The sequence below is a fragment of the Pseudomonas sp. genome (assembly GCF_048265905.1).
Taxonomy (GTDB): domain Bacteria; phylum Pseudomonadota; class Gammaproteobacteria; order Pseudomonadales; family Pseudomonadaceae; genus Aquipseudomonas.
In genome coordinates this window covers 110,436-133,503 of sequence record NZ_JBLXAP010000002.1, presented here as the reverse complement: position 1 = coordinate 133,503, position 23,068 = coordinate 110,436, and the positions used below count along the sequence as shown (strand labels likewise).

The 23,068-nt window shown below is 54.0% G+C and carries 21 protein-coding genes; 8 read left to right on the top strand and 13 right to left on the bottom strand.

The window, feature by feature from the left end:
* The first annotated feature begins 56 nt into the window (after positions 1 to 56).
* A complete protein-coding gene (gene cls, locus ACN0UH_RS03820; protein ID WP_417661099.1) occupies positions 57 to 1,496 on the top strand; it encodes a cardiolipin synthase in 1,440 nt (479 codons plus the stop codon).
* Between the two features lie 357 nt (positions 1,497 to 1,853).
* Here the strand turns inward: cls and ACN0UH_RS03815 are convergent, their stop codons facing one another.
* The 11 genes from ACN0UH_RS03815 to ACN0UH_RS03765 all read right to left on the bottom strand — a co-directional run bounded on the left by ACN0UH_RS03815 (position 1,854) and on the right by ACN0UH_RS03765 (position 13,557).
* Positions 1,854 to 2,387, bottom strand: a complete 534-nt coding sequence (locus ACN0UH_RS03815) for a DUF3617 domain-containing protein (protein ID WP_417660813.1) — start codon at positions 2,385 to 2,387, stop codon at positions 1,854 to 1,856.
* Between the two features lie 64 nt (positions 2,388 to 2,451).
* Positions 2,452 to 2,964, bottom strand: a complete 513-nt coding sequence (locus ACN0UH_RS03810) for a GNAT family N-acetyltransferase (protein ID WP_417660812.1) — start codon at positions 2,962 to 2,964, stop codon at positions 2,452 to 2,454.
* 125 nt (positions 2,965 to 3,089) lie between these two features.
* A complete protein-coding gene (locus ACN0UH_RS03805; protein WP_417661098.1) occupies positions 3,090 to 3,506 on the bottom strand; it encodes a DUF1850 domain-containing protein in 417 nt (138 codons plus the stop codon).
* The gene (locus ACN0UH_RS03800; RefSeq protein ID WP_417660811.1) at positions 3,503 to 5,530 is read right to left on the bottom strand and encodes a TRAP transporter permease; all 2,028 of its coding nucleotides are present in this window, start codon (positions 5,528 to 5,530) and stop codon (positions 3,503 to 3,505) included. Before ACN0UH_RS03800 ends, ACN0UH_RS03805 begins: the two co-directional genes overlap by 4 nt.
* Before the next feature lie 153 nt (positions 5,531 to 5,683).
* Entirely contained in the window at positions 5,684 to 6,637 is a 954-nt protein-coding gene (locus tag ACN0UH_RS03795) for a TAXI family TRAP transporter solute-binding subunit (RefSeq protein WP_417660810.1), read from the bottom strand.
* Positions 6,638 to 7,015: 378 nt separating this feature from the next.
* A complete protein-coding gene (locus tag ACN0UH_RS03790; protein WP_417660809.1) occupies positions 7,016 to 8,359 on the bottom strand; it encodes a sigma-54-dependent transcriptional regulator in 1,344 nt (447 codons plus the stop codon).
* A gap of 110 nt (positions 8,360 to 8,469) precedes the next feature.
* Entirely contained in the window at positions 8,470 to 10,224 is a 1,755-nt protein-coding gene (locus ACN0UH_RS03785; protein ID WP_417660808.1) for a sensor histidine kinase, read from the bottom strand.
* 103 nt (positions 10,225 to 10,327) lie between these two features.
* Positions 10,328 to 11,512, bottom strand: coding sequence for a C17 cyclopropane fatty acid synthase CfaB (cfaB, locus tag ACN0UH_RS03780; protein ID WP_417660807.1), 1,185 nt, complete (start codon positions 11,510 to 11,512; stop codon positions 10,328 to 10,330).
* A gap of 43 nt (positions 11,513 to 11,555) precedes the next feature.
* Complete coding sequence (locus tag ACN0UH_RS03775) at positions 11,556 to 12,380, bottom strand: putative DNA-binding domain-containing protein (RefSeq protein WP_417660806.1); 825 nt, start codon at positions 12,378 to 12,380, stop codon at positions 11,556 to 11,558.
* The gene (locus tag ACN0UH_RS03770) at positions 12,371 to 13,216 is read right to left on the bottom strand and encodes a DUF692 domain-containing protein (RefSeq protein WP_417660805.1); all 846 of its coding nucleotides are present in this window, start codon (positions 13,214 to 13,216) and stop codon (positions 12,371 to 12,373) included. Before ACN0UH_RS03770 ends, ACN0UH_RS03775 begins: the two co-directional genes overlap by 10 nt.
* A 77-nt stretch (positions 13,217 to 13,293) precedes the next feature.
* Complete coding sequence (locus tag ACN0UH_RS03765) at positions 13,294 to 13,557, bottom strand: hypothetical protein (RefSeq protein WP_417660804.1); 264 nt, start codon at positions 13,555 to 13,557, stop codon at positions 13,294 to 13,296.
* A 576-nt stretch (positions 13,558 to 14,133) separates the two neighbouring features.
* Here ACN0UH_RS03765 and ACN0UH_RS03760 point away from each other — a divergent pair.
* The 7 genes from ACN0UH_RS03760 (at position 14,134) to ACN0UH_RS03730 (ending at position 19,419) form a co-directional block, all read left to right on the top strand.
* A complete protein-coding gene (locus tag ACN0UH_RS03760) occupies positions 14,134 to 14,634 on the top strand; it encodes a hypothetical protein (protein WP_417660803.1) in 501 nt (166 codons plus the stop codon).
* A gap of 1 nt (position 14,635) precedes the next feature.
* Entirely contained in the window at positions 14,636 to 15,217 is a 582-nt protein-coding gene (locus tag ACN0UH_RS03755) for an adhesin (RefSeq protein ID WP_417660802.1), read from the top strand.
* A gap of 62 nt (positions 15,218 to 15,279) precedes the next feature.
* The gene (locus tag ACN0UH_RS03750; RefSeq protein ID WP_417660801.1) at positions 15,280 to 16,293 is read left to right on the top strand and encodes a hypothetical protein; all 1,014 of its coding nucleotides are present in this window, start codon (positions 15,280 to 15,282) and stop codon (positions 16,291 to 16,293) included.
* 57 nt (positions 16,294 to 16,350) lie between these two features.
* Positions 16,351 to 17,031 (top strand): C39 family peptidase, encoded by a 681-nt coding sequence (locus ACN0UH_RS03745; RefSeq protein ID WP_417660800.1) that lies wholly within the window; start codon positions 16,351 to 16,353, stop codon positions 17,029 to 17,031.
* A gap of 11 nt (positions 17,032 to 17,042) precedes the next feature.
* Entirely contained in the window at positions 17,043 to 17,804 is a 762-nt protein-coding gene (locus ACN0UH_RS03740; RefSeq protein WP_417660799.1) for a hypothetical protein, read from the top strand.
* Between the two features lie 48 nt (positions 17,805 to 17,852).
* Positions 17,853 to 19,109, top strand: a complete 1,257-nt coding sequence (locus ACN0UH_RS03735) for a transporter (RefSeq protein ID WP_417660798.1) — start codon at positions 17,853 to 17,855, stop codon at positions 19,107 to 19,109.
* Positions 19,110 to 19,215: 106 nt separating this feature from the next.
* Positions 19,216 to 19,419 (top strand): hypothetical protein, encoded by a 204-nt coding sequence (locus tag ACN0UH_RS03730; protein WP_417660797.1) that lies wholly within the window; start codon positions 19,216 to 19,218, stop codon positions 19,417 to 19,419.
* Between the two features lie 12 nt (positions 19,420 to 19,431).
* Here the strand turns inward: ACN0UH_RS03730 and ACN0UH_RS03725 are convergent, their stop codons facing one another.
* Positions 19,432 to 20,763 carry a sigma 54-interacting transcriptional regulator gene (locus tag ACN0UH_RS03725; RefSeq protein WP_417660796.1) on the bottom strand — a complete coding sequence of 444 codons (1,332 nt, stop codon included), beginning with the start codon at positions 20,761 to 20,763 and terminating at the stop codon, positions 19,432 to 19,434.
* A 454-nt stretch (positions 20,764 to 21,217) separates the two neighbouring features.
* Positions 21,218 to 23,068 carry a glutamine--fructose-6-phosphate transaminase (isomerizing) gene (gene glmS / locus ACN0UH_RS03720; RefSeq protein WP_417660795.1) on the bottom strand — a complete coding sequence of 617 codons (1,851 nt, stop codon included), beginning with the start codon at positions 23,066 to 23,068 and terminating at the stop codon, positions 21,218 to 21,220.

Below are 23,068 nucleotides of genomic sequence, written 5' to 3'. Positions count from 1 at the left end.
TACTGTAGTCGTGCTTTACCAATGCAGGGAATATTTAGACAGGAATAAATATGGAAATGGACATCGTTGTCCCGCCATTCGCGACCTATATACTCGCCGCAATTCATGTCTGCGGTTTGATAGCAGCACTGCATGCAGTGTTAACGGTAAGGACTTCCCAAGGCGCACTTGCATGGGCTATCTCACTGTTTTTCATGCCCTATCTGACACTTCTCCCTTACTTGGTTTTTGGCCGCAGCGGCTTTTATGCATATGTAGAGGCTAGGCGCGAAGCCGATACAGAGATGCACGTGGCTATGTCCAAACTGAACTGGCGTCCCTGGGTCGAGGAAGCCGTTTCAGCCAGTGAGCTTCCGGCCTATCAACAGTTAAGAGCATTGCCCCGGCTTGGTAACATGCCGTGCCTGGCCAACAACCATGTTGCGCTACTGATCAATGGCGAAGCGACTTTTGCAGCGATTTTCAAGGCTTTAGCATCGGCCAAGCAGGTTATCCTGATCCAGTTCTTTATCGTCAAAGACGACGATCTCGGCCGGCGCCTGCGCGATATATTGCTTGAGCGCGCTGCAGCTGGCGTCAGTGTTTACTTTTTGTACGACGGCATTGGCAGTCATAGCTTGCCGCGCCGCTATATCGACAGCCTGCGCAATGGTGGCGTGCAGATGCATGCTTTTCCTACTGGAGGCGGCATTCTTAACCGCTTCCAGCTGAACTTTCGCAACCACCGCAAAATTGTGGTGATTGATGGCGAGCGAGGGTTTGTTGGCGGACACAATGTCGGCGACGAATACCTTGGCAAGCGGCCGCCGCTTTCACCCTGGCGCGATACCCATATTGATATCAGCGGCCCGGTCGTCGCATGCCTGCAGGAGTCGTTTGCCGAAGACTGGTTCTGGTCAACCCGACAGTTGCCGAAATTGCTACTCGCCGACGTATTCAGCACTGACGGCGTGATGTGCAAACTGATCACCAGCGGCCCTGCTGACCCAGATGAAACATGTTCGCTGATGTTTGTTGAGGCCGTGCAATCGGCGAAAGAGCGAATCTGGATCACCTCGCCTTACTTCATACCTGACGAGTCGCTGGTTTCAGCACTGCGCTTAGCCGTCATTCGCGGCGTAGATGTACGCATTCTGATTCCATCCCGGCGTGACCACCACATCGTGTTCGCCGCCAGCAACCTGTATGCCTTCGAAGCCGTTCGCGCGGGTGTTCGGGTGTTCCGCTACCAGCCTGGATTTATCCATCAAAAGGTTATGTTGATTGATGATTACGCCAGCGCGGTGGGCAGCGCCAACTTGGACAACCGCTCATTTCGGCTGAATTTTGAAATCACCCTGCTCACTATCGATAACGACTTCGCTGCGCAAGTCGAAAAAATGTTGGTTGAGGACTTCAGCCAAAGCATCGAGATACGCATAGAAGACCGCAAACACATACACCGCCTGCAAAAACTCGGCATGCGAATCGCGCGTTTGCTGTCACCGATTCTGTAATTGAGCCATACCCAGCCCTCTAAGGCCCCTTGAAAAAGGCAGCGAGCGACGATAGGACAAGGCGCAACGACCAACAGGAGTAACAGCCAAAGGCTGGCCCGAAGGGCGAGCGCCAGCGAGTCGAAAAATGCGAAAAAGCGACCGGGGTCGCGCTCGACTTTAGTAGCCTAAATGAGCATTTGATTCGCGTTGCTCACCCCGTTGGGCCGCAGCGAGGGCTGCCCAACTGAAGTTCGTTCAGCCTAAAGGCTGTGAGCAGTTTTTTAACACCGTAATATCTAACGCAGTAGTTTTTCAGAGGTTGCTTAAATGAAAGGCCCGCAAGATGCGAGCCTTAATGCTGCAACTGGCAGCGGCTTAGTTAGCCTGCTGAGGCTTCAAACCACCGCAATCAGCGCCTACCCAGCGCGCGTTGGTTTGCATGGTGCCGTGCTGTTGCTTGCCCTGCTGGGTAAAGGTGCTGGTGACTGTGCTGGTGAATTGTTTGTCGTTGATAAAGCGCGTCTCGCCCTGACCTTTTGCCTGCGGGCAATCAAAGGTGAATGCCCAGAGCTTGTCAGTGCGATCGGTGACTTCCTGCTTACAGCCTGATTGCTCTTGCAGCGGCAACTGGTCGGAGTTGACCAGCGCTTCGCTCAGGCAAACCTGAACACCCGCATCACCCAACTGCACACCTTGCTTGGCCAGCATTTGCTCCATCATCTGGCGTTGCTCAGGCGGTAGGGTTTTGAGCTTTTCGATCATCACATCCATCGCCGGCATCTGTTGGCCATCAACCGCCATGTTACTGGTGCTGATTTCCCACAGACCCGGCAAAATAGGTGCAGCGCTGGCCAGCATCGGGGTGATGCTGAGGCTGAGCACCAAGGTTTTGATAAATCGCGTGCACATAGTCTGCTCCAGAAAATCAGTTAATCGTGATTCAACCAGTCTAGCCGCTTTGGGAGCTCCTGAGTCAGTTAGCCGACTCGGTTGTTACTTCCTCTCGATAAACCTCAAGCCCACGCGCTTTATAGTTGTTCAGCGCGCTCGGGTGATCGAGGGTACAGGTATGCACCCACACACGCTTAACGCCCGGCCATGACCAGGCAGACTCTAACGCGTGGCTGAGCAAGGGGCCGCCAAAGCCTTGGCCGAAAAAGTCTTCAGCCAGACCAAAATAAAGAATTTCGACGTCACCTTCGCCACTCATTTGCAGTTCGTAGTAACCGGCTATTGCACCTTTGCAGTAAGCCACCCAGGTGCGGTGCTGATCACTATTGATCAATGCTTGCCACTGCTCATCGGTCCACACCAGTTTATCTGTCCACAACCAGGGCCCGCCCACCAGTTGGTAGAGAAAACGGTTGAGCTGAAATTGCTTGTGCTGGCACTCGACGACATTCAACTCAGCAGGCAATGGCTTGGCGCGCAGTTGCCCGGAGCCGAGCATCTGCAGGTAAAAGGTGGTGTAGGTCAGATCACTCACAATCAAATTCTCTACAGACTGGATTAATAAGGGTGCAGACGAACAAAACCCCCACTGGCAAAACCAAATGGGGGTTCTCTCCATCATACAACCAGCGCTTGTGGCACTGGGAGCAGGTTAACTGATTAACCCTTACCCGCACCTTTCGAGGCGGGGGAGTCGAGCTCACAACTCCAAAGTTCCAACGCGGGCTGGGACGCTTTTGGCGGGCCGAGCCATTCACTCGCAGAGTGACAACGCTGGTTGAAACACAGTTGATAATCCCCTGCCTCGGGGGTTCGCCCCAAGCGCAGAGGTTGCAGGGGCGGTAACTGGCGATGGTAGTGCCAGCTGCCCTCACGCAGTACGGCGTCATCCGGTATTTCCATACCGGCGCCAGTACCCTTGACTCGCGCCTCACCGAGAACCAAGCCCTCGGCGGTGACGCGATAATCTTCTTCCCAGCGAATGTGTTCGATGGTGTGCTTCCAAGCCAGGGTGAAGTCGCTGACAGGCAACTGCGCCCACACCGCTCCAGCCAGGCCCATGCACAAACCAATCAAACTGCAGCCACCGGCTTGTTGCGCGCACGCCACAAGTGTTGGCCAAGGAACACAGCGGCCAATACAAAACCAATTTCATCACTAATTGGAGTTGCCAGGATCAGGCTCGCACCAGCGGCAAAACCCAGTATGCGTTCCCACCACGACAGTTTGAAGTTGAGGAAGCCGGTAAACACCACGCCCCACAAGCCAATGGCCACAGCCGCTTTGAACAGTGCATAAATAATCGCCAGCCAATTGTCGCTCTGCATCATCAAGGCTGGGTCATAGACCGCCATGAACGGCACGATGAAACCGGCGATGGCAATGCGAATCGCCCATAGGCTGATCTTCAAGCCCTTCTCTTTGGCAATTGGCGCAGCGGCAAAGCAGGCCAAGGCAACCGGCGGGGTCAGATCCGCCATGATCCCGAAGTAGAAAACAAACATGTGCGAAACCACCAGCGGCACGCCCAGTTCAAGCAGTGCAGGCGCGGCAATCGAACTGGTGATGATGTAGTTGGGAATCGTCGGAATCCCCATGCCCAACACCAGACAGGTCAGCATGGTCAGCACCAACGACAGGAACAGATTGTCCTGACCGATCGCCAGGATGTAGCCGGCGAATGTTGAGGCCACACCGGTCAGGGAAACCACACCGATGATCACCCCAACCAATGCACAGGCAATACCCACCGGCACTGCATGGCGCGCACCTTCAACCAGTGCATGCAAGCACACGGTCAAGGTTTCGCGACCACCCTTGATAAACCAGCATGTCGCAACGAGCAATGCGACCACACCAAATACCACGGCAATTCCCATCTGGAAGAAGCCGGCGCAAAGCAGGCCCAACGCCACCCAGAAAGCGATACGCATGCCGGTTGATGACACCCGCATGATGATCGCCGAACCGAGAATCACAATCGCCGTCAGTGCCAGGCCAACCATGCCCGAATACAGCGGTGTGCGCCCGGAGAACAGCAGGTAAACCAGGATGAACAATGGGATCAGCAAATACCAACGCTCTTTAACCGCTGCCCATGGATTCGGACACTGGTCTTTTGGCAAACCATGCAGGTTGGCACGGCGCGCTTCCAGGTGAACCATCCAGAACACCGAGCCAAAGTACAGAATAGCCGGGATCAAGGCCGCTTTGGCCACTTCAAAAAACGGTACGTTAATGGTCTCGGCCATGATGAATGCAACCGCACCCATCACTGGCGGCATGATCTGGCTGCCCATGCTCGACGTCGCCTCGACGCCGCCAGCGAATGCCGGTCGGTAACCGAAACGCTTCATCAGCGGAATAGTGAACTGGCCCGTGGTCACCACGTTGGCCACACCGGAACCAGTGATGGTGCCCATCAGCGCGGACGACACAACAGATACTTTAGCCGGGCCGCCAACCTTGTGGCCAAACAGGCCCATGGCGAAGTCGGTGAACAGCTTGATCATCCCTGCTTGCTCAAGAAATGCGCCGAACAGGATGAACAGGAAGATATAGGTAGCCGAGACGTAGGTCGGCGTGCCGTACAAACCTTCGGTGCCATACGCCAGTTGGTTAACCAGTTGATCCAGGTCGTAACCACGGTGCATCAGATCGCCCGGCAAGTACTGGCCCAGCAGCCCGTAGGCCAAAAACAGCGCACAAATGATCGGCAAGGCGATGCCCATCACGCGACGTGCGGCTTCAAATACCAAAGCAATCAACACCAGACCGACAACCATGTCCATCTGCGTAAGGTCGCCGGAGCGATAGATCAGATCGGCTTCAAATATCCACTGATAAGCCGCCGTGCCCATGCCCGCCAAGCCCAGAATCCAGGCCGCCGGTTGCCATGGTCGGCCTTTGCCAGTGAGGGAAAAACTCAGAAAAACAACCAACAGCAGGAAGCCGACGTGAACCGCACGCAGCACCTGACTCGACACGGGGTGAAATGCCGCCGTGGTGATTTGAAAGATGGAAAACAGCAGCGCAACGAAAAATAGCGCTTTTGGCCACTCACCAGGATTTGCTGAAAGGCCTTGATTGTTCTCACTCATGGCGATGACGCCCTCATTACGAAACGGTTGCGCAGAACCGCTAACAAAACCTACCGTTCCTTCGGAACACTGGTTTTATTAGCACCTCTGGTGCGCGAATATCAGAACAGAAATTGATCGAGGCGCACGCCTGTGCGCCTCGACTCATCAGGATTACAGTGCGCCGACTTCTTTGTAGTAGCGCTCCGCACCTGGGTGCAGCGGGATTGGCAGGTTCTTGGCAGCGGTTTCCAACTTGATGTCCTTGGCCGCGGAGTGGGCATTACCCAAACGCTCAAGGTTTTCAAACATCAGCTTGGTCATTTGGTAGGCGGTTTCTTCAGAAACACCTTCATGGCTCACCAGGATGTTAGTGATGGCAACCGTTGGAACGTCAGCGTCCTGACCGTCGTAAGTGCCCGCTGGGATGCTGGCCGGCTGATAAGCATCGTTACCAATCTTGGCAACCACATCAGCTGGAACCGACACGAAGTTGATTGGCAAGGTAGCCGCGAGGTCACGAATAGCCGCCATGCCCAGGCCCGAAGACTGCAGAGTAGCGTCAAGCTGGCGGTTTTTGATCAGCTCGACCGACTCGGCATACGGCAAGAACTCAACTTTGCCCATGTCTTCATAGGTCAAACCAGCTGCTTTGAGGATTGCCCGAGCATTCAGCTCAGTCCCTGATTTAGGTGCGCCAACCGAGATGCTTTTGCCTTTCAGGTCAGCCAGGGTTTTGATGCCCGACTCTTTGTTGGCAACGATCTGAATGTAGTTCGGGTAAGTACCGGCAATCGCCCGCAGCTTTTTCAGCGGTGCTTTAAAGCCCGCCTCTTCGACACCGTTCCAGGCGTCAGCAACAGAATCACCCAGCGCCAGCGCCAGCTCACCACGGCCTGCTTGCAGCAAGTTGAGGTTCTCAACCGACGCCTTGGTCGCTTGAACTGAGGTTTTCGAACCTTCAATGCCGTTGCTGTAGATCTGCGACAGGCCAACACCAATCGGGTAGTAAACACCGCTGGTGCCGCCCGTGAGGATGTTGATAAAGGTTGGGGCTGCCAGAACTGCAGTGCTTGCAGTCAGGGTTGCGGCAGCTGCGAACAGGCTTAAACGCTTGGTCAATCGCATGGATGAATCTCCGTCGTTGTTATGGCTTTATGCAGAGTTTTTCACTGTAGACGATGCCCCCTGCAAAGAGGCTGGCAGGCGTCAGATCTTATTGGAGCGTCAGAAATAAGCTTTCGCTTACGCGAGGCATATTGCCCGGCGCACTGGAGAAGGCGTTTGCTGTTATGTGCGAATGACTTACGCAATAGGCAAGATGATTCATGGCAAACCTCTAGTCTTTCTTATTGGATTACCCGTAAACAAAAAACGGGTTACATCAAACTTAGCAGATGCCGTGCCAATACGTGAAAGTCCTGCTCTAGAGGGGTTTTGACAAATGAACAACCGAATACCGGCAACAATCCGCCTATAACCGATCACGCATAGGCGATAATTCGCCTATTCATCATCTTGACTGCCCGCCGGACGATAGCTGCTGCGCTGCAAGCCATGGCGCTGCATTTTCTCGTTGAGCGTGCGCCGTGGTAGCTGCAGCAACTCCATGACCCGAGCAATATTGCCCTGACAGTGCAACAAGGCGTTATGCAGGCATTGCGCTTCAAAGCTTTCCATCTGCTCAGCCAACGACTGGCTGGCAAACGCCTCAACCGGCGCGCTTAAGCCCAATGCATGGCGTTCAGCGGCGTTTATCAGCTCACGCACATTGCCCGGCCAGTCATGCCCGAGCAAACGTGCCAGCTCGGTGGCCGGTAGCGGCGAAACTTCACGACCATGACGATGTGCGGCCTCTTGGGCGAAGTGCTCAAACAGCAGCGGAATATCTTCACGACGATCACATAAGGCTGGAACTTGCAGGGTTGCAACGTTTAGCCGGTAGAACAAATCCTCACGGAAGCGACCGTTGCGCACTTCATCGAGTAAATCCGGCTTAACGGCGCTAATCACCCGCAAATCCACTTGAATGCTGCGATTTGAACCCAGCCGTTCAAGGGTCTTTTCCTGCAGAACGCGTAACAGCTTTACTTGCTGAGCCAGTGGCAGACTCTCGATTTCATCAAGGAATAGAGTGCCTCCGTCAGCGTGCTCGATACGACCAATCCGCCTGCCTTGCGCACCAGTAAAGGCACCGCTTTCGTGGCCGAATAACTCACTCTCGAACAAGTTCTCGGGGATCGCCGCGCAGTTCAACGCCACAAACGGCTTGCCCGCTCGCGCGCTGAAATCATGCAAACAACGCGCAACCCGTTCTTTGCCGCTACCGGTCTCGCCGCGAATCAGGATATTCACCGAGGTGCCGGCCAGCTCAAGAATCTGTCGACGCAGATTTTCCATAGGTCGCGAAACGCCGAGCAGCTGACTTTCAATTCGATCTTTATTTGCAAACTGTTGGCGCAGCTCACGGTTTTCACAGACCAAACGCCGCTTTTCAAGGGCGCGGCGCACGCTGTCGAGCAGACGTTCAGGGGTAAATGGTTTCTCGATGAAATCATAAGCGCCCTGATGCAGGGCTTGCACAGCCATCGGCACATCACCATGGCCTGTGACCATAATCACTGGCAGATCACGATCAAGCTCGATCAACTTTTCCAGCAGTTGCAGGCCGTCAGTACCAGGCATGCGCACATCGCTGATGACTACGCCGGGGAAATCCCGATCAACCAAAGCCAGCGCCTGAGCAGCGCTTGAACAGGTTTGCACACTGAAACCAGAAAGCTCCAGCCATTGCTGCACGGCTTCGCGGATTGCCACTTCATCATCAACAACCAACACCTGACTGCTCATACACCCTCCAACTTGAACGCGCGCAGTGTATCGCCATGAGCCTGACTTGGTAGTCTCGATTTGAACAATCCGCTGAAACTGTGAGCAGGTACCATTGGATCACCCCAGCCTTATGGCTCTGGCGCAATCGGCAGCTTCAGGGTGAATACTGCGCCAACATCGCTGTTAGACACTTCTAGCGTGCCACCTAATTCCTGCACGATGCCGTATGACACAGCCAAGCCCAAACCCAAGCCTTGACCGACTGGCTTGGTGGTAAAGAACGGATCGAATACATGGCTCAAGTTATCCCCAGCAATGCCACCACCATTATCGGCGACCGTCAGCACGCATTGCTCAGCACAACGCTGGATAACCACCTCAAGCTGTGCATTTTCAATCTCAGTCATGGCATCCAAAGCGTTATTGAGTAAGTTGAGCAACACCTGCTCAAGGCGAATAGCATCACCCAGAACATGAACGTTGTAATCAACTTGACTGCGGAGTTGCACACTTTCGCTACGTATTCGCGGCGTTAACAGCTGTAGCGCCTGATCCAGAACCTCGCCAAGCTGCAAGCGCTCACTGAGCCCGGCCGGACTTTTGCGGGCAAAGGTTTTCAAATGGCTCGTCAATGAAGCCATACGCTCAAGCAAACCATCGATACGTTGCAAGCCTGCATACACATCCGTTTGGCGCCCGCTGTCGAGTAGCAAGCGTAAACTCCCCAATTGCATGCGCATGGCTGTAAGCGGTTGATTAACTTCATGCGCCATCGCTGCAGACATTTGCCCCAAGGCTGCCATTTTCGCCGCGTGCACCAAACCGTCCTGGGCTTCGCGCAGCTCTGCTGTGCGCAGGCTAACTTCCTGTTCTAAACGCTCACGGATACTCGCTTGCAGGCGATGATTTTTACGCCGCTGGAGCAGGAACAGCAGTAAGAATGCCAGGGTCATCCATACACCTGCGCCAGCCAAGCGATAGCTGCGCACACTGTCGACCACACTTTGTGGCTCAACCAGCAAGTACAGGTTCCAGCCTTCGTCCGCCAATTGCTGGCTCTGCCAGAGATAATCCTGCTTACCGTCCGGACCATCGACGGTACGCCATTGTGACTCGGGGTTAATCTGCAAACGCAACTTGCTGGGAAGTGGTTTTAGCGCTTGTTCCGCATATTTTCGCACCTCAATCAGCTCATTTCGCGCTTGATCACTCAGTTCGCTCAATGTTCGAAAGCGCCATGCAGGGCGATTACTCAGAATTACTACGTTATAAGTATCGGCCACCAGCAAGATACCCGATTGCTCGACCCATTCGCGCTGCAGTTCTTCAAGCTCAAGCTTGACCACCAATACGCCAATGATTTGATCGTGGTCGTCGAGCACCACATGGGAAAGAAAGTAGCCGGGTATCCCCGTCGTCACCCCTACCGCAAAATAACGCCCTGAAGACTGCTTTAGCGCGTCACGAAAATAGGGGCGGAATGCATAGTTATTGCCGACAAAGCTGCTCCACTCACGCCAGTTGCTGGCCGCTAGCGTGTCACCCTCAACATTAAGTAGATAAAGCACATTGGAACCGGCAGCCCGATTCAATTGCTCTAACCGATGATTAAGCGCGGCTCGCAGCAACAGATCATCCGGCGAGCTGAGCACCGCTTTGATATCGCTGTCGAGTGAGAGCACCTCAGGCACCGAGCTAAAACGCTCAACCAAAGTGTGTATGGATTGCGCATACAGCTGTAACTGGCCGCGCGCCTCGACGCTACGCTCCTGCCAGGCGCGTTGCTGTGCATAGCGCCCGGCCAACCACATACTGCCAAGCAGGCCAATGGCAATCAGCAGAACGGTAAGTCCAACGCGGTATCGAAGAAAAAAAGCAGGCATGCACCGATCATCTCAACAAGATTGCAGCATGTTAAGACAAACGCGTCGCTAACGGTGCATTAGCGCCAGCGACGCGGCCCACACAGCGGCTTTATATCTGTACTCAAGAATAGATATCCGCACGCGACCACGGCAAATTATGACCGCCATTCAAGAGTGGTTTAACCGCCAATATTTGGTGCAAGTTCATCCAGCCTTGGGCAAAACCATACGCGCAACCCGCCAGATACAAACGCCAAATTCGCAACGCTTGTTCTGGAACCATTAGCGCAGCTTTATCGAGTTGCGTCTCAAGCCTTTCACTCCAAAAGTTCAAGGTACGCGCGTAATGCAGGCGCAAGCTTTCGACATCAACCACTTCCAATCCTGCGTCACTCAGCGCAGCAGTCATGACAGAAAGATGGGGCAGTTCGCCATGTGGAAAAACATATTTGCCGATAAAGTCACCCGCACCGTGGCCAACCGCACGACCATCTGTATGGCGCGCGGTAATACCGTGGTTCATCACCAGGCCGCCGGGTTTGACCGCGCCATACAGGCACTGGCAATACTCCGGTAGATTGGCGTAACCCACATGCTCAAACATACCGACACTGACCACTTTATCGAATCGCCCATCTTGCGGCAGGTCGCGATAATCCATCAGTTGCAGCTCTACCTGATCGTCCAGGCCTTGCTCGGCAACTCGCTCGCGCGCCAATTTCAGTTGCTCGGCACTGAGGGTAATGCCATAAACCTCTGCACCAAACTCGCGGGCAGCCAAGCGTGCAAAGCCGCCCCAACCACAACCGACATCAAGCAGCTTATCGCCCGGTTGCAGGCGCAGCTTTCGGCACAACAAGCGTATTTTTTCCAACTGGGCTTGCTCCAAAGACTCGCTACCGGCTGCAAAATAGCCGCACGAATAGACCATCTCCGGGTCGAGCCAGAGTGCATAAAACTCGTTGGACAGGTCGTAGTGATAACTTATGGCGGCAGCATCAGTGGCTTTGTCATGTCGCTCATGTTCAACCGCGGCGGGGCTGTCGTCAGGCACCAGCGCTTCACTGAGGTCGACACCGACCTTAATGATGTCACTCATCTTGCCTTCTAACTCAACACGACCCTCAACATAAGCGCCTCCAAGAACGTCGAGACTTGGATTGCTCAGTTGCACTACGAGGCTGGGATCCTTGATCACCAGCGTAACCTGCGGCTGAGGGCCGAGATCAAGCTGTTTGCCGTCCCACAATTTCAAGCGCAACGGCAATTGCAGGCTTCGTAATACCGGCGGTATAAATTGAATCATGTGAACCTCCGCTTTTTGCTAACAACAAAAAGCGTAGCTCAGCTTATTGATTGATGAAGCTATCGACCTGATAGACGACTGGCTCACCAATGTGACGCTGCAAGGTTCCGTCAGCCAGCCACTGGCGAATCCATGTAATTGCCTGACCCATTGCGTTATCACCTAGAGGTGTAAGGTCAGCGCAGAGCTCGGCAAAGCTGCCGCCTTGCACTGCCATTTTGTAGAGCGCACTGGCTTCATCAGGTGCAAGCGTGCGATAGCGGCTAATCAAACCATTGCGCCAAATCAAGCATACTGACACTTGCTCCAGCGCGTGACTGCCTGGAAATTCGCTGTCGTCTTTCAACGCGCGCCATAACGCCAGGGTGTTATAACGCAACGTTTGCCACTGCACGCTTGGCAACAAGCGTGTTTGCAGATTTGGCCACTCATCAGCCTGCAAGCTGGCGAGCAAAGCTTCTGTTAGCGGCTGGCCATCTGCTGCATCGAATGACAGGGTGAACGCCCACTCAAAACGCGCCAACTCGGCCAATGGTTCGGCTTGCTCAGGTATCAGATGAGCCTCGATGAACTCGGCAAACCGGGCACCCAGCCAACGCAGGCTGAAATGATCGGGCGGATAGGCATTGATATAGGCCAGCGCCAGTGCATCAAATTCTTCGTCGCCCATCCAACCATGCACCGCGCTGTAATCGCCGCGCAGGGTTTCGATCAGCCGTGCACGATAGGCGTTGTGATAAATCGCCAAGCCCAGATCGACATCAAGGTTCGCGCTGCCCACCAGCGTGGCGCGCAATTCAGAATTGGCAACCGAGTCAGCCCCAAGCAAATAGGTTTCAATCTCTTGCTGCCACTGACTCAACCGCATAATGACTCCGCCTGAAGTGCTTTAGCGCCTAGCTCGCGGGCTTTTTGCAGTTCGGCCATCAGCTCAGCAAATGGAGGGTAATGGTCATCACGCTCGATCATGGTCGCGACCGGCCCCAGATGTTTGATAGTGCGCTCGTACAACTGCCAAACAGGGTCACATACCGGGTGATCGTGAGTATCAATCAGATAATTGCCGTAATCGGTGTGCCCGGCCAAATGCAGCTGGCGGATTTTATCCACAGGCAAACTGCTGATGTAGGTCCATGGGTCAAAATCATGATTACGCGCACTGACGTAAACGTTGTTCACATCCAGCAGTAAATCGCAGCCAGTGATTGCCGTCAGTTCCGAGAGAAACTCCCACTCGGTGAACTTGTCGCCAGCGCTGCGGATATAGGTTGAAGCATTTTCCAGCACCAGCGGACGCTCAATAACGTCCTGTACCTGATGAACTCGCGCCGCTACGTGCTGCAAACTTTCATCAGTGAAAGGCAGTGGTAGCAAATCGTGCAGGTGATGGGCATTACCGCGGCTCCAGCACAGGTGGTCAGAGATCCATTGCGGTTTAACTCGCTCTGCCAGCAGCTTTAGACGTTTGAGGTAATCGCGATCCAGCTCGTGTGGACCGCCAATAGACAGCGATACGCCGTGCATCACTATTGGATAGTGCTCGGCGACCGCATCCAGGTGATAAAGGGCTTTGCCGCCCTCAATCATGAAATTTTCAGAAATCACCTCGAACCAATCGACATCAGGTCGTTGCTCCAGGATTTCCTGATAATAGGGAATTCGCAGCCCTAGGCCGTAGCCAAGACAGTCTGACTTAGCTGGCATGCCAAGCTCCTTGGTTAGATCCGGACAGTAAAACAGGAGCAGCCATCAACTGATGGCTGCTCCCTGTTGCTGCAATCTTACTCTTCGCCAACGCGACCCTTGGCAGCATTGCAATCAGCCAAAGACATCGCTTTGAAGCCATGGCCTTTACAGATGCCCTGGCCTTTACAGGCGTTATCAGCAGTTTTGCAGTCATTCTGTCCTTTGCATGCGTTAACACCAAAGCATTGAACAGGCGAATCTTCAGCGACAACAACAGTGCTGGCCATGGTTGCAAACATGGTTGCAGCAGTGAACGCGATAGCAGCACCGGTAGCAGCAAGTGTAGTTTTGTTAGTCATGTGTACATCCTCGGATTAATTGTAATACGCCAGCCGCACAGAAGTTGTTTGTGCGCGACATATCAATAGAGAGGGATAGACCATATTCGTTACAACGTCATTTAAATAAACTGCAGCCCCTACTCCCGGCTGCACTGCAACCTTGACCGCAGGACAATCCGCAACCTATCTACACCGGCCAATTGCACCGAACTTATCGAGTTAATCACGCTCACACATAAAACGGTCTCATTGGTTGGTCGCGTCTGTCTCAGCAATGAAACACATCCGCGAGTCAGCACCCGCTGTTTACGCCGCTTTGCCGCTTTTTCTGCGTAACTGTTTCATCCGTGTAACACCCCGTTAAGTGCATGCCTCGCTTGGTCAGACACGGATAAACCTCATACACCTAAACCGTAGTGTCTCATCGGTGAAACACTGTGTTTAGCCCCGCCTGCTACAACAAAATCTAACTCGTTGATATTCCAAGAAAAAACAATTCCGGCACGACTCCTGCGAACACTTCGACACAACCAACCGCAGAGTTGCATTGCACATCTTCAATGCGCAAGAAGAGATGTAGAAGGAATTGATGTCATGGAACGTACAAACAGTTCAGGGTCATTCCAATCGTCATTACTGGCCGTAGCGCTTGTGATGCTTTCAAGCATCTACGTTGCACCTACGTTCGCCCAGGACGGCATTATCGTATTGGGTCGCCAGGTTCAGCCGCGCCTTGCAACACATCCCACTGACATTCCCGACCCCAATCCAACGGTGGTTAACACCAACATTTCTCGGCAAGTCGTCACGACAGTCAATGGCACCCTCAACAACACCCAGATGGGTGGTGAGCTGGGAGATGCTGACTTCGCCAACATCACCACGGGCTCCAGCATCAACTCGATGATCTTGCCCAACGGCAATCTTGCAGGTTTCAACGCACTCGGCACAGACCAAGCCAATCATCAAGGCGCCACCAACACCGGCTCAGCAGGGCATTCAGGCGGCAACGCGGGCAGTGGCCTGGGCAGCACCATCAACAGCACCGTTCAACGCGGACTGGCACCTCTGAACATGCTTACCGGAGGCCAGTGAGATGAGAACCCTGCCCTTGTTAATCACGCTCGCTGTTTGCAGCGCTGCGCTTTCTACCACGGCTCTGGCCGAAACGATCAACCAAGCCAATATCACCAACAGCGCCAGTCACTATCAGGGCGTTGTTTCGGTCAACCAAGCGGCTGGCGAATCGCAACAGCAAAGCAATGCAAGAGCACTGGCAATTGGTAACGGCGCCAGCGCTTCGACCCAACAAATTCAAAACCTGAATATTCATGGCGTCGACAGCTCTCAAGACGCAGGCGTGGCCATTGGGGCTGGCGCATTCAATTCAGGTAACGGCGTCCTCGGTATCAACCAATCCGCAGGCGCAGGAACACAACAGGCCAATGCATTAAGTATCAGCGTGAGTTCGGGGCCAACCAGCCTGGATGACTCGGTGCTGTCGCAAAGCGTGGCCATTACACAAATCTCAGGAACAGTTGCGCCCTCCACTGGGGAGCGACACGTAGCAACCGATGACACTGCGTTTGTCGGGAGCCGTGGAGTCGTGCAATTGAACCAGAGTGCTGGGGTCGGGAACCGCATGGGGAACAACCTCAGTATCAGGGTCAGTGATTAACCCTGAGCGCAACACAAGTGAGTAAGTCCTAAGTCCAACACAGCAAGGCAAGGAGATACACCATGAAAACTAAAATGGTAGTAATGACGCCGCTGGCACTCGCTTTGGCAGTAGCCATGGCAGCGACAACCGTACAAGCTGATCAAAAAAAATCTTGGTTCCCTGAAACAGGTGCATCCGCAACTGTTGACGATACCCAGATCATCAAAAATAACGGCGTACGTAACGAAGGCACTGAAAACGCTGCAGGCGTTGATGACGTTGGGGCAGGCGCCTCGGGTAACGTCGGTATCAACGTTGTTGCAGGTACCAATAACCAACAAGCCAACGCCGCAGCACTTGCCAGTGCTGATGCAAGCTTTGTCTTTGGTACCGCCGAGGCGTCAACTACTGTTAACCAGAAGCTGACCAACAACGGCGTGAAAAACTTCTCCAACCCAAGTACAGCAGCGCTTACCAACTCGCTTAACGGCGCCAGTGGTAACGTCGGTGCCAACATTGCAGCTGGTACTTATAACCAACAGAAAAACGACATGGCTGCAGCCGTCTCTGCCGGCGCGTTCTCTACCGCCAGCAGCACAGCCACTCAGTCTATTTCTGGCAACACCACCAACAACAATGCCACCCTTGACTATGGCTCTGCAAAAGTCACCTTGGGCATGGCCGCTATTGGTGGCTACAAAGGCAAGTCTGACCAGATTGGCGATGTCTATCTCGACTCTTGGGAAGGTGAAGGTCACCCAGGTGGCAGCAACACCGGTCACGTAGATCTTGATAGCGACGCCCAAGGCGCTCAAGACCTTAACGATGACGGCGGCGCACTGGCCTTCAACGAAGAAGGTGTGATCGGCCTGCTCGGTGTGGTCTCAGGCAATATCCCGGTTGTAGCTGGCTTCAACACTCCAGTGGTTAACACTGCAGTGCTCAGCGGCTCACTGAACCGTGTTTCGGGTAACGTCGGTGTCAACGTGGCGGCGGGTGCTGGTAACCAGCAAAGCAACTCCCTGTCGATTGCTGCAGGCTGCACCTCGTGCCCAGCTGGCGGTTCTGGCGGCGGCGAGTCGCTTCGCTACTAAGCAAGTCCTGGGGACTCCGGAGGTTTCGGAGTCCCTTTCTTTTACAAGGACTGACTTATGCGCACCCTTCTCGTTGTCCTGATCATGCTGGTTTGCCCTGCATCCTACTCTGCTCAACTGGGCTTTCCGGTGCTACCGGGTGGTGCCTTGGCATTCAAGAACGTCGAGAGCTTTCGCGAACGACGCTTTAGCAATCTGATTGAACAAAAAACTGATTTCAGCTGCGGCGCTGCATCCTTGGCGACCATTCTGTATCAGGGTTATCGCTTCGACATCGATGAACAAACCGTGATCGAAGGCATGCTGCAACAAGCAGACCTCGACCTGGTTCGCAGCCAGGGTTTCTCAATGCTCGACATGAAGCGTTATGTCGAAGCCATTGGCCTGCGCGCCCGCGGTTATCGCATTCCTGCCGAACAACTTGAACAAATCAAAGTGCCGGTGGTGGTGCTGATCGATGTGCGCGGCTACAAGCATTTCGTGGTGCTGCAGAAAACCGAAGACAACTGGGCCTATATCGGCGACCCGGTCTTGGGTCACAAGCGCTACAAGCTCGAGGAGTTCAAGCAAGGTTGGAACGGTATTGTTTTCGCAGTGATTGGGGCTGGCTATGACCGCAATAACCCACTCACTGACCCGCCGCAGCCACTAACTGCGCGCAATCGGCTGGATCGCTTCAAACCGGTGAATGATGCCGAGTTGATGGAGTTCGGCTTTATACAAAGTGACTTCTTTTAATGGAGCACGACATGAAGACTCAACTGTGTGTGGCAACCATCTGCCTGGTTGCCAGCCTGCCACTTCACGCCACAGGACTGTTTGTTCCTGCTGAACTGAGTGATCAGGAATTATCGCAACTACGGGGCCGCTATGTACTGCCAGGAAGAATTGTGAATTTTGGTGTAACCATGGCCAGCACGTGGCAAAACGCGAGTGGCCAAGTACTCGGCGCCAAGGTTGATATGCAAATCCAGCAAAGCATCAAGCCGGTGTTCAACATCACCACATTCAAGCAGGGCAACAATGATGCTGCGGCCGCAACTATCGCCGCTGGAGTGGGCAACTCGCCCGCCCAAGGAACCGGCCAGCTAAGCGGTGGCAACAGCCTCAATAATGTTCAGGGTGTGGTGCAGACGACCCGTTCTGCCGGTGACTTAAACACCAGCTACAACAACCTCAATATCGATGTCAGCCACGGCAATACGGCGCCTGCTGTCATGTCCGGATCACAGTTAGTCAGCAGTGTGCAGCAGACCAGCGATCTTGGCACGGTAAAGGTCAGCCCAATGGGTGGCGGCTTGCAGTTGGCAATCGATGCTAACGGTCAAGGCGCTAGTCTGCAGCAGCTTGGCGCAGGCGGCGCAGTTCAACGTACCGACATTTATGGCTCACGTAATACTGTCACCAACTTCGCCGCGCTCAACGTATTGCTCAAAGAAAATATGCCGACGGCGAATGGTTTGAATTGTAATTGGAACCAACTTAACAATTTGCGTCCAACAGGGCTGTAAATATCGTCTAGGCTGGATTTGTGACTGATCTGAAACGGAAGTCTTACCATGCCGAAGCACCTGTCTGTTTGCTTGGTTATGTGTGCGGCTAGCGCTGTTGCGGCCCCCAGCTTGATGGCCGCAACTGATGCTGAAGTAGACGCATTAAAACAACAACTCGAACTACTCAAACAACACTACGACGCACAACAAAAAGCCCTGATGGTGCTTGAGCAACGACTCAAACAAGTTGAGTCGCAACCCGTTCAAAAACCACTGCTTCGCCCGATTCCTGCAACCGGACGCAGCGAGACTGTGGCCAAATCAGGGGATGCCGGTTACGGCACCAGCCTGCAAGATGATGCAGCGCCAGCACGCAGCGTTGAGAATATTTACAACGAGGCCAGCGGCTTCTTCGGTACGGGCACCTTCAGTTTCGAAACAGGCCTGACCTACAGCCACTACGACAGCAGGCAACTGTTTCTTAACGGTTTCTTGGCCCTCGACACCATCTTTCTCGGCAACATCGGTGTCGACCAGATTAACTCTGACACCTTAACCCTCGACCTGACTGGCCGCTATAACTGGCATGACCGCTGGCAGTTCGACCTCAACGTGCCTGTGGTGTACCGCGAGACTACATTTGAGTCGGCTGGCGCAGGCGGCGCGAGCACATCCATCTCTGAAGAAACCGTCACCCGCAACCCTGAAATTGGCGATGTCAGCGCCGGTATCGCCTATAAATTCCTGACTGAAACAGAAAGCCGCCCAGATGCAGTGCTGAGCCTGCGAGTCAAGGCGCCTACAGGTAAAGATCCTTACGGTATCAAGCTGCAACAGGTGCCCGGCAACGACAACTTGACGGTTCCAGAAGAGCTGCCAACCGGCAACGGCGTCTGGTCAATTACGCCAGGCATATCGCTGGTCAAAACCGTTGACCCAGCCGTGCTCTTCGGCAACCTGTCGTACACCTACAACCTGGAGGAAGACTACAGCGACATCAGCTCCACCCGCGGGGTCAAACAACCCGGAACGGTGCAGCTGGGTAACTGGTTCCAATTCGGCTTAGGCATGGCCTTTGCGCTTAACGAGCGCATGAGCTTGTCGATGTCTTACTCGCAACTGCTTTCGCAAAAAAGCAAAGTCAAAGCTGAAGGTCAAAGCTTCACTTCAGTGCCAAGCAGTGATGCCAATGCCGCGTATTACAACATCGGCATGACCTATGCGTTCGATGAAAACCTGAGCATCGTGCCCAACCTATCCATCGGCCTGACACCTGATGCCCCCGACTTTACATTCAGCGTCAGATTTCCTTACTACTTCTAGCTCTGGAAGGCTTAACTTATCCACAGACCTAACCGCAGCGTGCTTCGGTTAGGTCTTCGTGCGCCTACTATGCAATCAATCCAAGCACCGTTCAGGCGAGGTTGTTGTGGATACTCAAGCAATGCTCTGGGGATTAGTATTCGGCTCGGTCGGGCTGGGCTTTTTTATCTACGGGCGAAAGCGCAGTAGAACCATGCCTTTTATTTGCGGATTGGGGCTGATGCTGTTTCCGTACTTCATTAGCAGCACTTTGCTGATGGTTGCGATTGGTTGCTCACTTATAGCTCTTCCCTATTTTTTCAGGCTCTGAGCCTAAGCAACCTCAGCGAATCTGGTGCTTATGCAGCAAGCGATAAAATGTCGGCCGTGAGATACCCAAGCCGCGGGCCGCCTGGCTACAGTTCTCAGGATACCTCGCCATTGCATCGCTGAGCGCCTGAATCTCTGCTTTGCGCTTGTAGTCTTCCAAGGTGCCAAGCCGCTCAATAAGAATGCTGCATTGTTCAAGACCAAGATCCTTGGCTTCGATCTGACGCCCCTCTGCCAACACCAAACCTCGCCGCACTCGATTCGCCAACTCACGGACATTACCGGGCCATTTGTGCTCAGCTAACTGCTTCAATGCTTCTTCACTAAAGCGCTTGGCCCGCCGACCAGTTTCGGCGCTGTATAGACTGGCGAAGTAATTTGCCAACATCGGAATATCCGCCGCTCGCTCATGCAAAGCGGCGGTATGCACCTGCAGGACATTAAGGCGGTAATACAGGTCTTCGCGGAAACTGCCGTTATCGATCGCGGCTTCAAGATCGATGTGAGTTGCAGCCAGAACCCTAACGTCAACCGATATTGGCTGGCTCCCTCCCACCCGCTCTATTTGTTTCTCTTGCAGAAAACGCAGCAGGTTAGCCTGCAACTCAAGGGGTAAATCGCCAATTTCATCAAGAAACAGCGTGCCGCCGTCTGCCGATTCAATCCGGCCGATTTTGCGTTGATGTGCGCCGGTAAATGCACCTTTCTCGTGACCAAATAATTCTGACTGAATTAAGTGCTCAGGAATTGCTCCGCAGTTGATCGCAATAAACGGCTTACCTGCTCGGCTCGAACGGCGGTGCAAGGTTCTTGCGACTAACTCTTTACCCGTACCGCTTTCACCACGGATCAATACCGGAGAATGAGTCGGCGCAAGTTTAGCCAGCAATTTACGTAAATCACGGATGGGCGCGCTCTGACCAAGCAGCTCATTTTCATGATCATCAATGATGCCGCTTTTTCGTCCACGTAGCCTTGCCATGCCGTAGGCTCGGCCCAAGGTCACATGCACCCGAGACACGTCAAACGGCAAGGTGTGATAGTCAAAAAACCACTCGCCCACAAACTCACCAAGGGTATTAACCGAAGACAGCAAGTCAGGGCTAAGCACTGCAATCCACTCAGTACCACTGCGGCTTAACAGTTGCTTGATTGCGGCAGGGCGACGCAAGTGCATTTCATTGAGCCGGATCAAACCGACATCGCATTCACGCTCCTCTGCATGCTCAAGCAGGCAGCCTTCCACGGTCCAGCCTGCCTCACGAAGACTTGGTAATAGCGAGCGGCAATCATCACATGGATCGACGACCAAGAGGCGCCGCGGTGCACCCGTATCATTAAGCATACCTTTCCTTGGCGCCAAATATTTAACGTTTTTAATCAAAGGCTTAGGCGCGAGTACAGTTACACTAGCAATACTTTAGATAGCGACTTGGAACAATTCACACTAAGGCGCTAACGCTAAATAACTAGCCGTTCAAAACAGGCTTACTTAGCGGTTAAGTGAGTGAAATAACTGTATTTTTTGTGACGCAGTTCCGCTACGCGCGAACCGCTGGTGCGACAGGCAGATGTGGTTGAGGTCAGGATGTGGACGAAACGAGATATTCAGCCAGCGTAGTCCAAAACCAGCAGGTCTCTGGGCGCAAGTACAGCACTTGGCAGAACATAAAGGCTTATAGCTACAGGCTCAGACTGGATACGAACCGCTTAGGGGATGTGGACAACTCAAGTTATCCACATCCCCCATACCAAAGATGGAAAATCAGGAAGGTTTCCATCTTTTCTATCCCCAGCCGTCACTCCACAGTGACGGACTTGGCCAGGTTGCGAGGCTGGTCGACATCTGTGCCCTTGAGCACGGCGACGTAGTACGACAGCAATTGCAGCGGGATGGTGTAGAGAATCGGGGCGAGCGCATCGTGGATGTGCGGCATGTTGACCACGTGAGTGCCTTCGCCATTGCTCATGCCGGCTTTTTCATCGGCAAACACAATCAGCTCACCGCCACGTGCACGGACTTCCTGCAGGTTGGATTTAAGCTTCTCCAACAACTCGTTATTGGGGGCAACGGTAACGACTGGCATATCCGCATCAACCAAGGCCAATGGGCCGTGCTTGAGCTCGCCTGCCGGGTAGGCTTCAGCATGGATGTAGGAAATCTCTTTGAGCTTCAAAGCGCCTTCCATCGCCACCGGATACTGCGCACCTCGGCCCAGAAACAGAGTGTGGTGCTTCTCGGCAAAGTGCTCGGAAATCTTTTCAACCACATCGTCCATCGCCAATGCTTCACCCAAGCGGGTTGGCAGGCGGCGCAGTTCCGCGACCAACTCAGCCTCAAGCTGTGGATCAAGCGTGCCACGCACGCGGCCCATAGCCAGCGTCAGCAACATCAGCGCAACCAGTTGCGTTGTGAATGCCTTGGTTGAAGCAACACCAATTTCCGGGCCTGCCAGCGTCAGCAACGTCAGGTCGGACTCGCGAACCAGCGAGCTGATACCTACATTACAAATTGCCAAGCTAGCCAAGTAACCGCCTTGCTCTGGCGTGAGGTCTTTGGCGTTGCGCAGCGCCGCCAAGGTGTCGGCGGTTTCACCAGACTGCGAGATGCTGACAAACAAGGTGTCGGGCTGGACCACCACCTTGCGATAACGGAACTCGCTGGCCACTTCGATCTGGCACGGAATACCGGCCAACTCTTCGAGCCAGTAACGCGCAACCATACCGGCGTGATAGCTGGTACCGCAGGCGACGATCTGAATGTTTTTAACCTTGGCGAATATATCCGCTGCTTGTGGGCCAAAAGCCTGCACCAGAACGTGATCATCGGCCAGACGTCCTTCCAGAGTGCGCTGAACTACAGCTGGCTGCTCGTGGATTTCCTTGAGCATAAAGTGGCGATATTCACCCTTGTCTGCAGCCTCTGCACCTTCGTGGTATTGCACCTGCTCACGTTTTACCGGCTTGCCGTCTACATCCCAGATCTGCACCTCATCACGGCAAATCTGCGCGATATCGCCTTCTTCCAGGTACATGAAACGGTCAGTCACCTGACGCAGGGCCAGTTGGTCGGATGCAAGGAAGTTTTCGCCAATACCCAAGCCGATCACCAGCGGGCTGCCGCTGCGGGCTGCGACAATGCGGTCGGGCTGCTTGGCACTGATAACCGCCAAACCATAAGCGCCATGCAACTGCTTGACCGCCACTTTGAGTGCAGCGCTAAGGTCTGCTTCGGTCTTCAGGGTGTGATCGAGCAGGTGCACTATCACTTCGGTGTCAGTGTCGGAACTGAAGCTGTAGCCCAAGCCTTTGAGTTGATCACGCAGGGCATCGTGGTTTTCAATGATGCCGTTGTGCACAACCGCCAATTGATGCCCGGAGAAATGTGGGTGTGCATTGCGCTCACTCGGCGCACCGTGCGTCGCCCAACGGGTGTGCGCGATGCCAACGCGGCCTGGCAATGGCTCAGCCTTGAGTGCGGCTTCGAGTTCGCTGACCTTGCCAACACGGCGACGACGATCCAACTCGGCCGCCTCATTCAACAACGCAACACCGGCGCTGTCGTATCCACGGTATTCGAGGCGCTTGAGGCCCTCAACCAGCACAGCGGTGATATTACGCTCTGCTACTGCTCCGACAATTCCACACAT

Bases quoted from the DNA above. Each gene is read 5' to 3' on its own strand.
- cls (WP_417661099.1), top strand. From the start codon at position 57: ATGGACATCGTTGTCCCGCCATTCGCGACCTATATACTCGCCGCAATT.
- ACN0UH_RS03815 (WP_417660813.1), bottom strand. From the start codon at position 2,387: ATGTGCACGCGATTTATCAAAACCTTGGTGCTCAGCCTCAGCATCACC.
- ACN0UH_RS03800 (WP_417660811.1), bottom strand. From the start codon at position 5,530: ATGAGTGAGAACAATCAAGGCCTTTCAGCAAATCCTGGTGAGTGGCCA.
- ACN0UH_RS03795 (WP_417660810.1), bottom strand. From the start codon at position 6,637: ATGCGATTGACCAAGCGTTTAAGCCTGTTCGCAGCTGCCGCAACCCTG.
- ACN0UH_RS03790 (WP_417660809.1), bottom strand. From the start codon at position 8,359: ATGAGCAGTCAGGTGTTGGTTGTTGATGATGAAGTGGCAATCCGCGAA.
- ACN0UH_RS03785 (WP_417660808.1), bottom strand. From the start codon at position 10,224: ATGCCTGCTTTTTTTCTTCGATACCGCGTTGGACTTACCGTTCTGCTG.
- cfaB (WP_417660807.1), bottom strand. From the start codon at position 11,512: ATGATTCAATTTATACCGCCGGTATTACGAAGCCTGCAATTGCCGTTG.
- ACN0UH_RS03775 (WP_417660806.1), bottom strand. From the start codon at position 12,380: ATGCGGTTGAGTCAGTGGCAGCAAGAGATTGAAACCTATTTGCTTGGG.
- ACN0UH_RS03770 (WP_417660805.1), bottom strand. From the start codon at position 13,216: ATGCCAGCTAAGTCAGACTGTCTTGGCTACGGCCTAGGGCTGCGAATT.
- ACN0UH_RS03765 (WP_417660804.1), bottom strand. From the start codon at position 13,557: ATGACTAACAAAACTACACTTGCTGCTACCGGTGCTGCTATCGCGTTC.
- ACN0UH_RS03760 (WP_417660803.1), top strand. From the start codon at position 14,134: ATGGAACGTACAAACAGTTCAGGGTCATTCCAATCGTCATTACTGGCC.
- ACN0UH_RS03755 (WP_417660802.1), top strand. From the start codon at position 14,636: ATGAGAACCCTGCCCTTGTTAATCACGCTCGCTGTTTGCAGCGCTGCG.
- ACN0UH_RS03750 (WP_417660801.1), top strand. From the start codon at position 15,280: ATGAAAACTAAAATGGTAGTAATGACGCCGCTGGCACTCGCTTTGGCA.
- ACN0UH_RS03745 (WP_417660800.1), top strand. From the start codon at position 16,351: ATGCGCACCCTTCTCGTTGTCCTGATCATGCTGGTTTGCCCTGCATCC.
- ACN0UH_RS03740 (WP_417660799.1), top strand. From the start codon at position 17,043: ATGAAGACTCAACTGTGTGTGGCAACCATCTGCCTGGTTGCCAGCCTG.
- ACN0UH_RS03735 (WP_417660798.1), top strand. From the start codon at position 17,853: ATGCCGAAGCACCTGTCTGTTTGCTTGGTTATGTGTGCGGCTAGCGCT.
- ACN0UH_RS03725 (WP_417660796.1), bottom strand. From the start codon at position 20,763: ATGCTTAATGATACGGGTGCACCGCGGCGCCTCTTGGTCGTCGATCCA.
- glmS (WP_417660795.1), bottom strand. From the start codon at position 23,068: ATGTGTGGAATTGTCGGAGCAGTAGCAGAGCGTAATATCACCGCTGTG.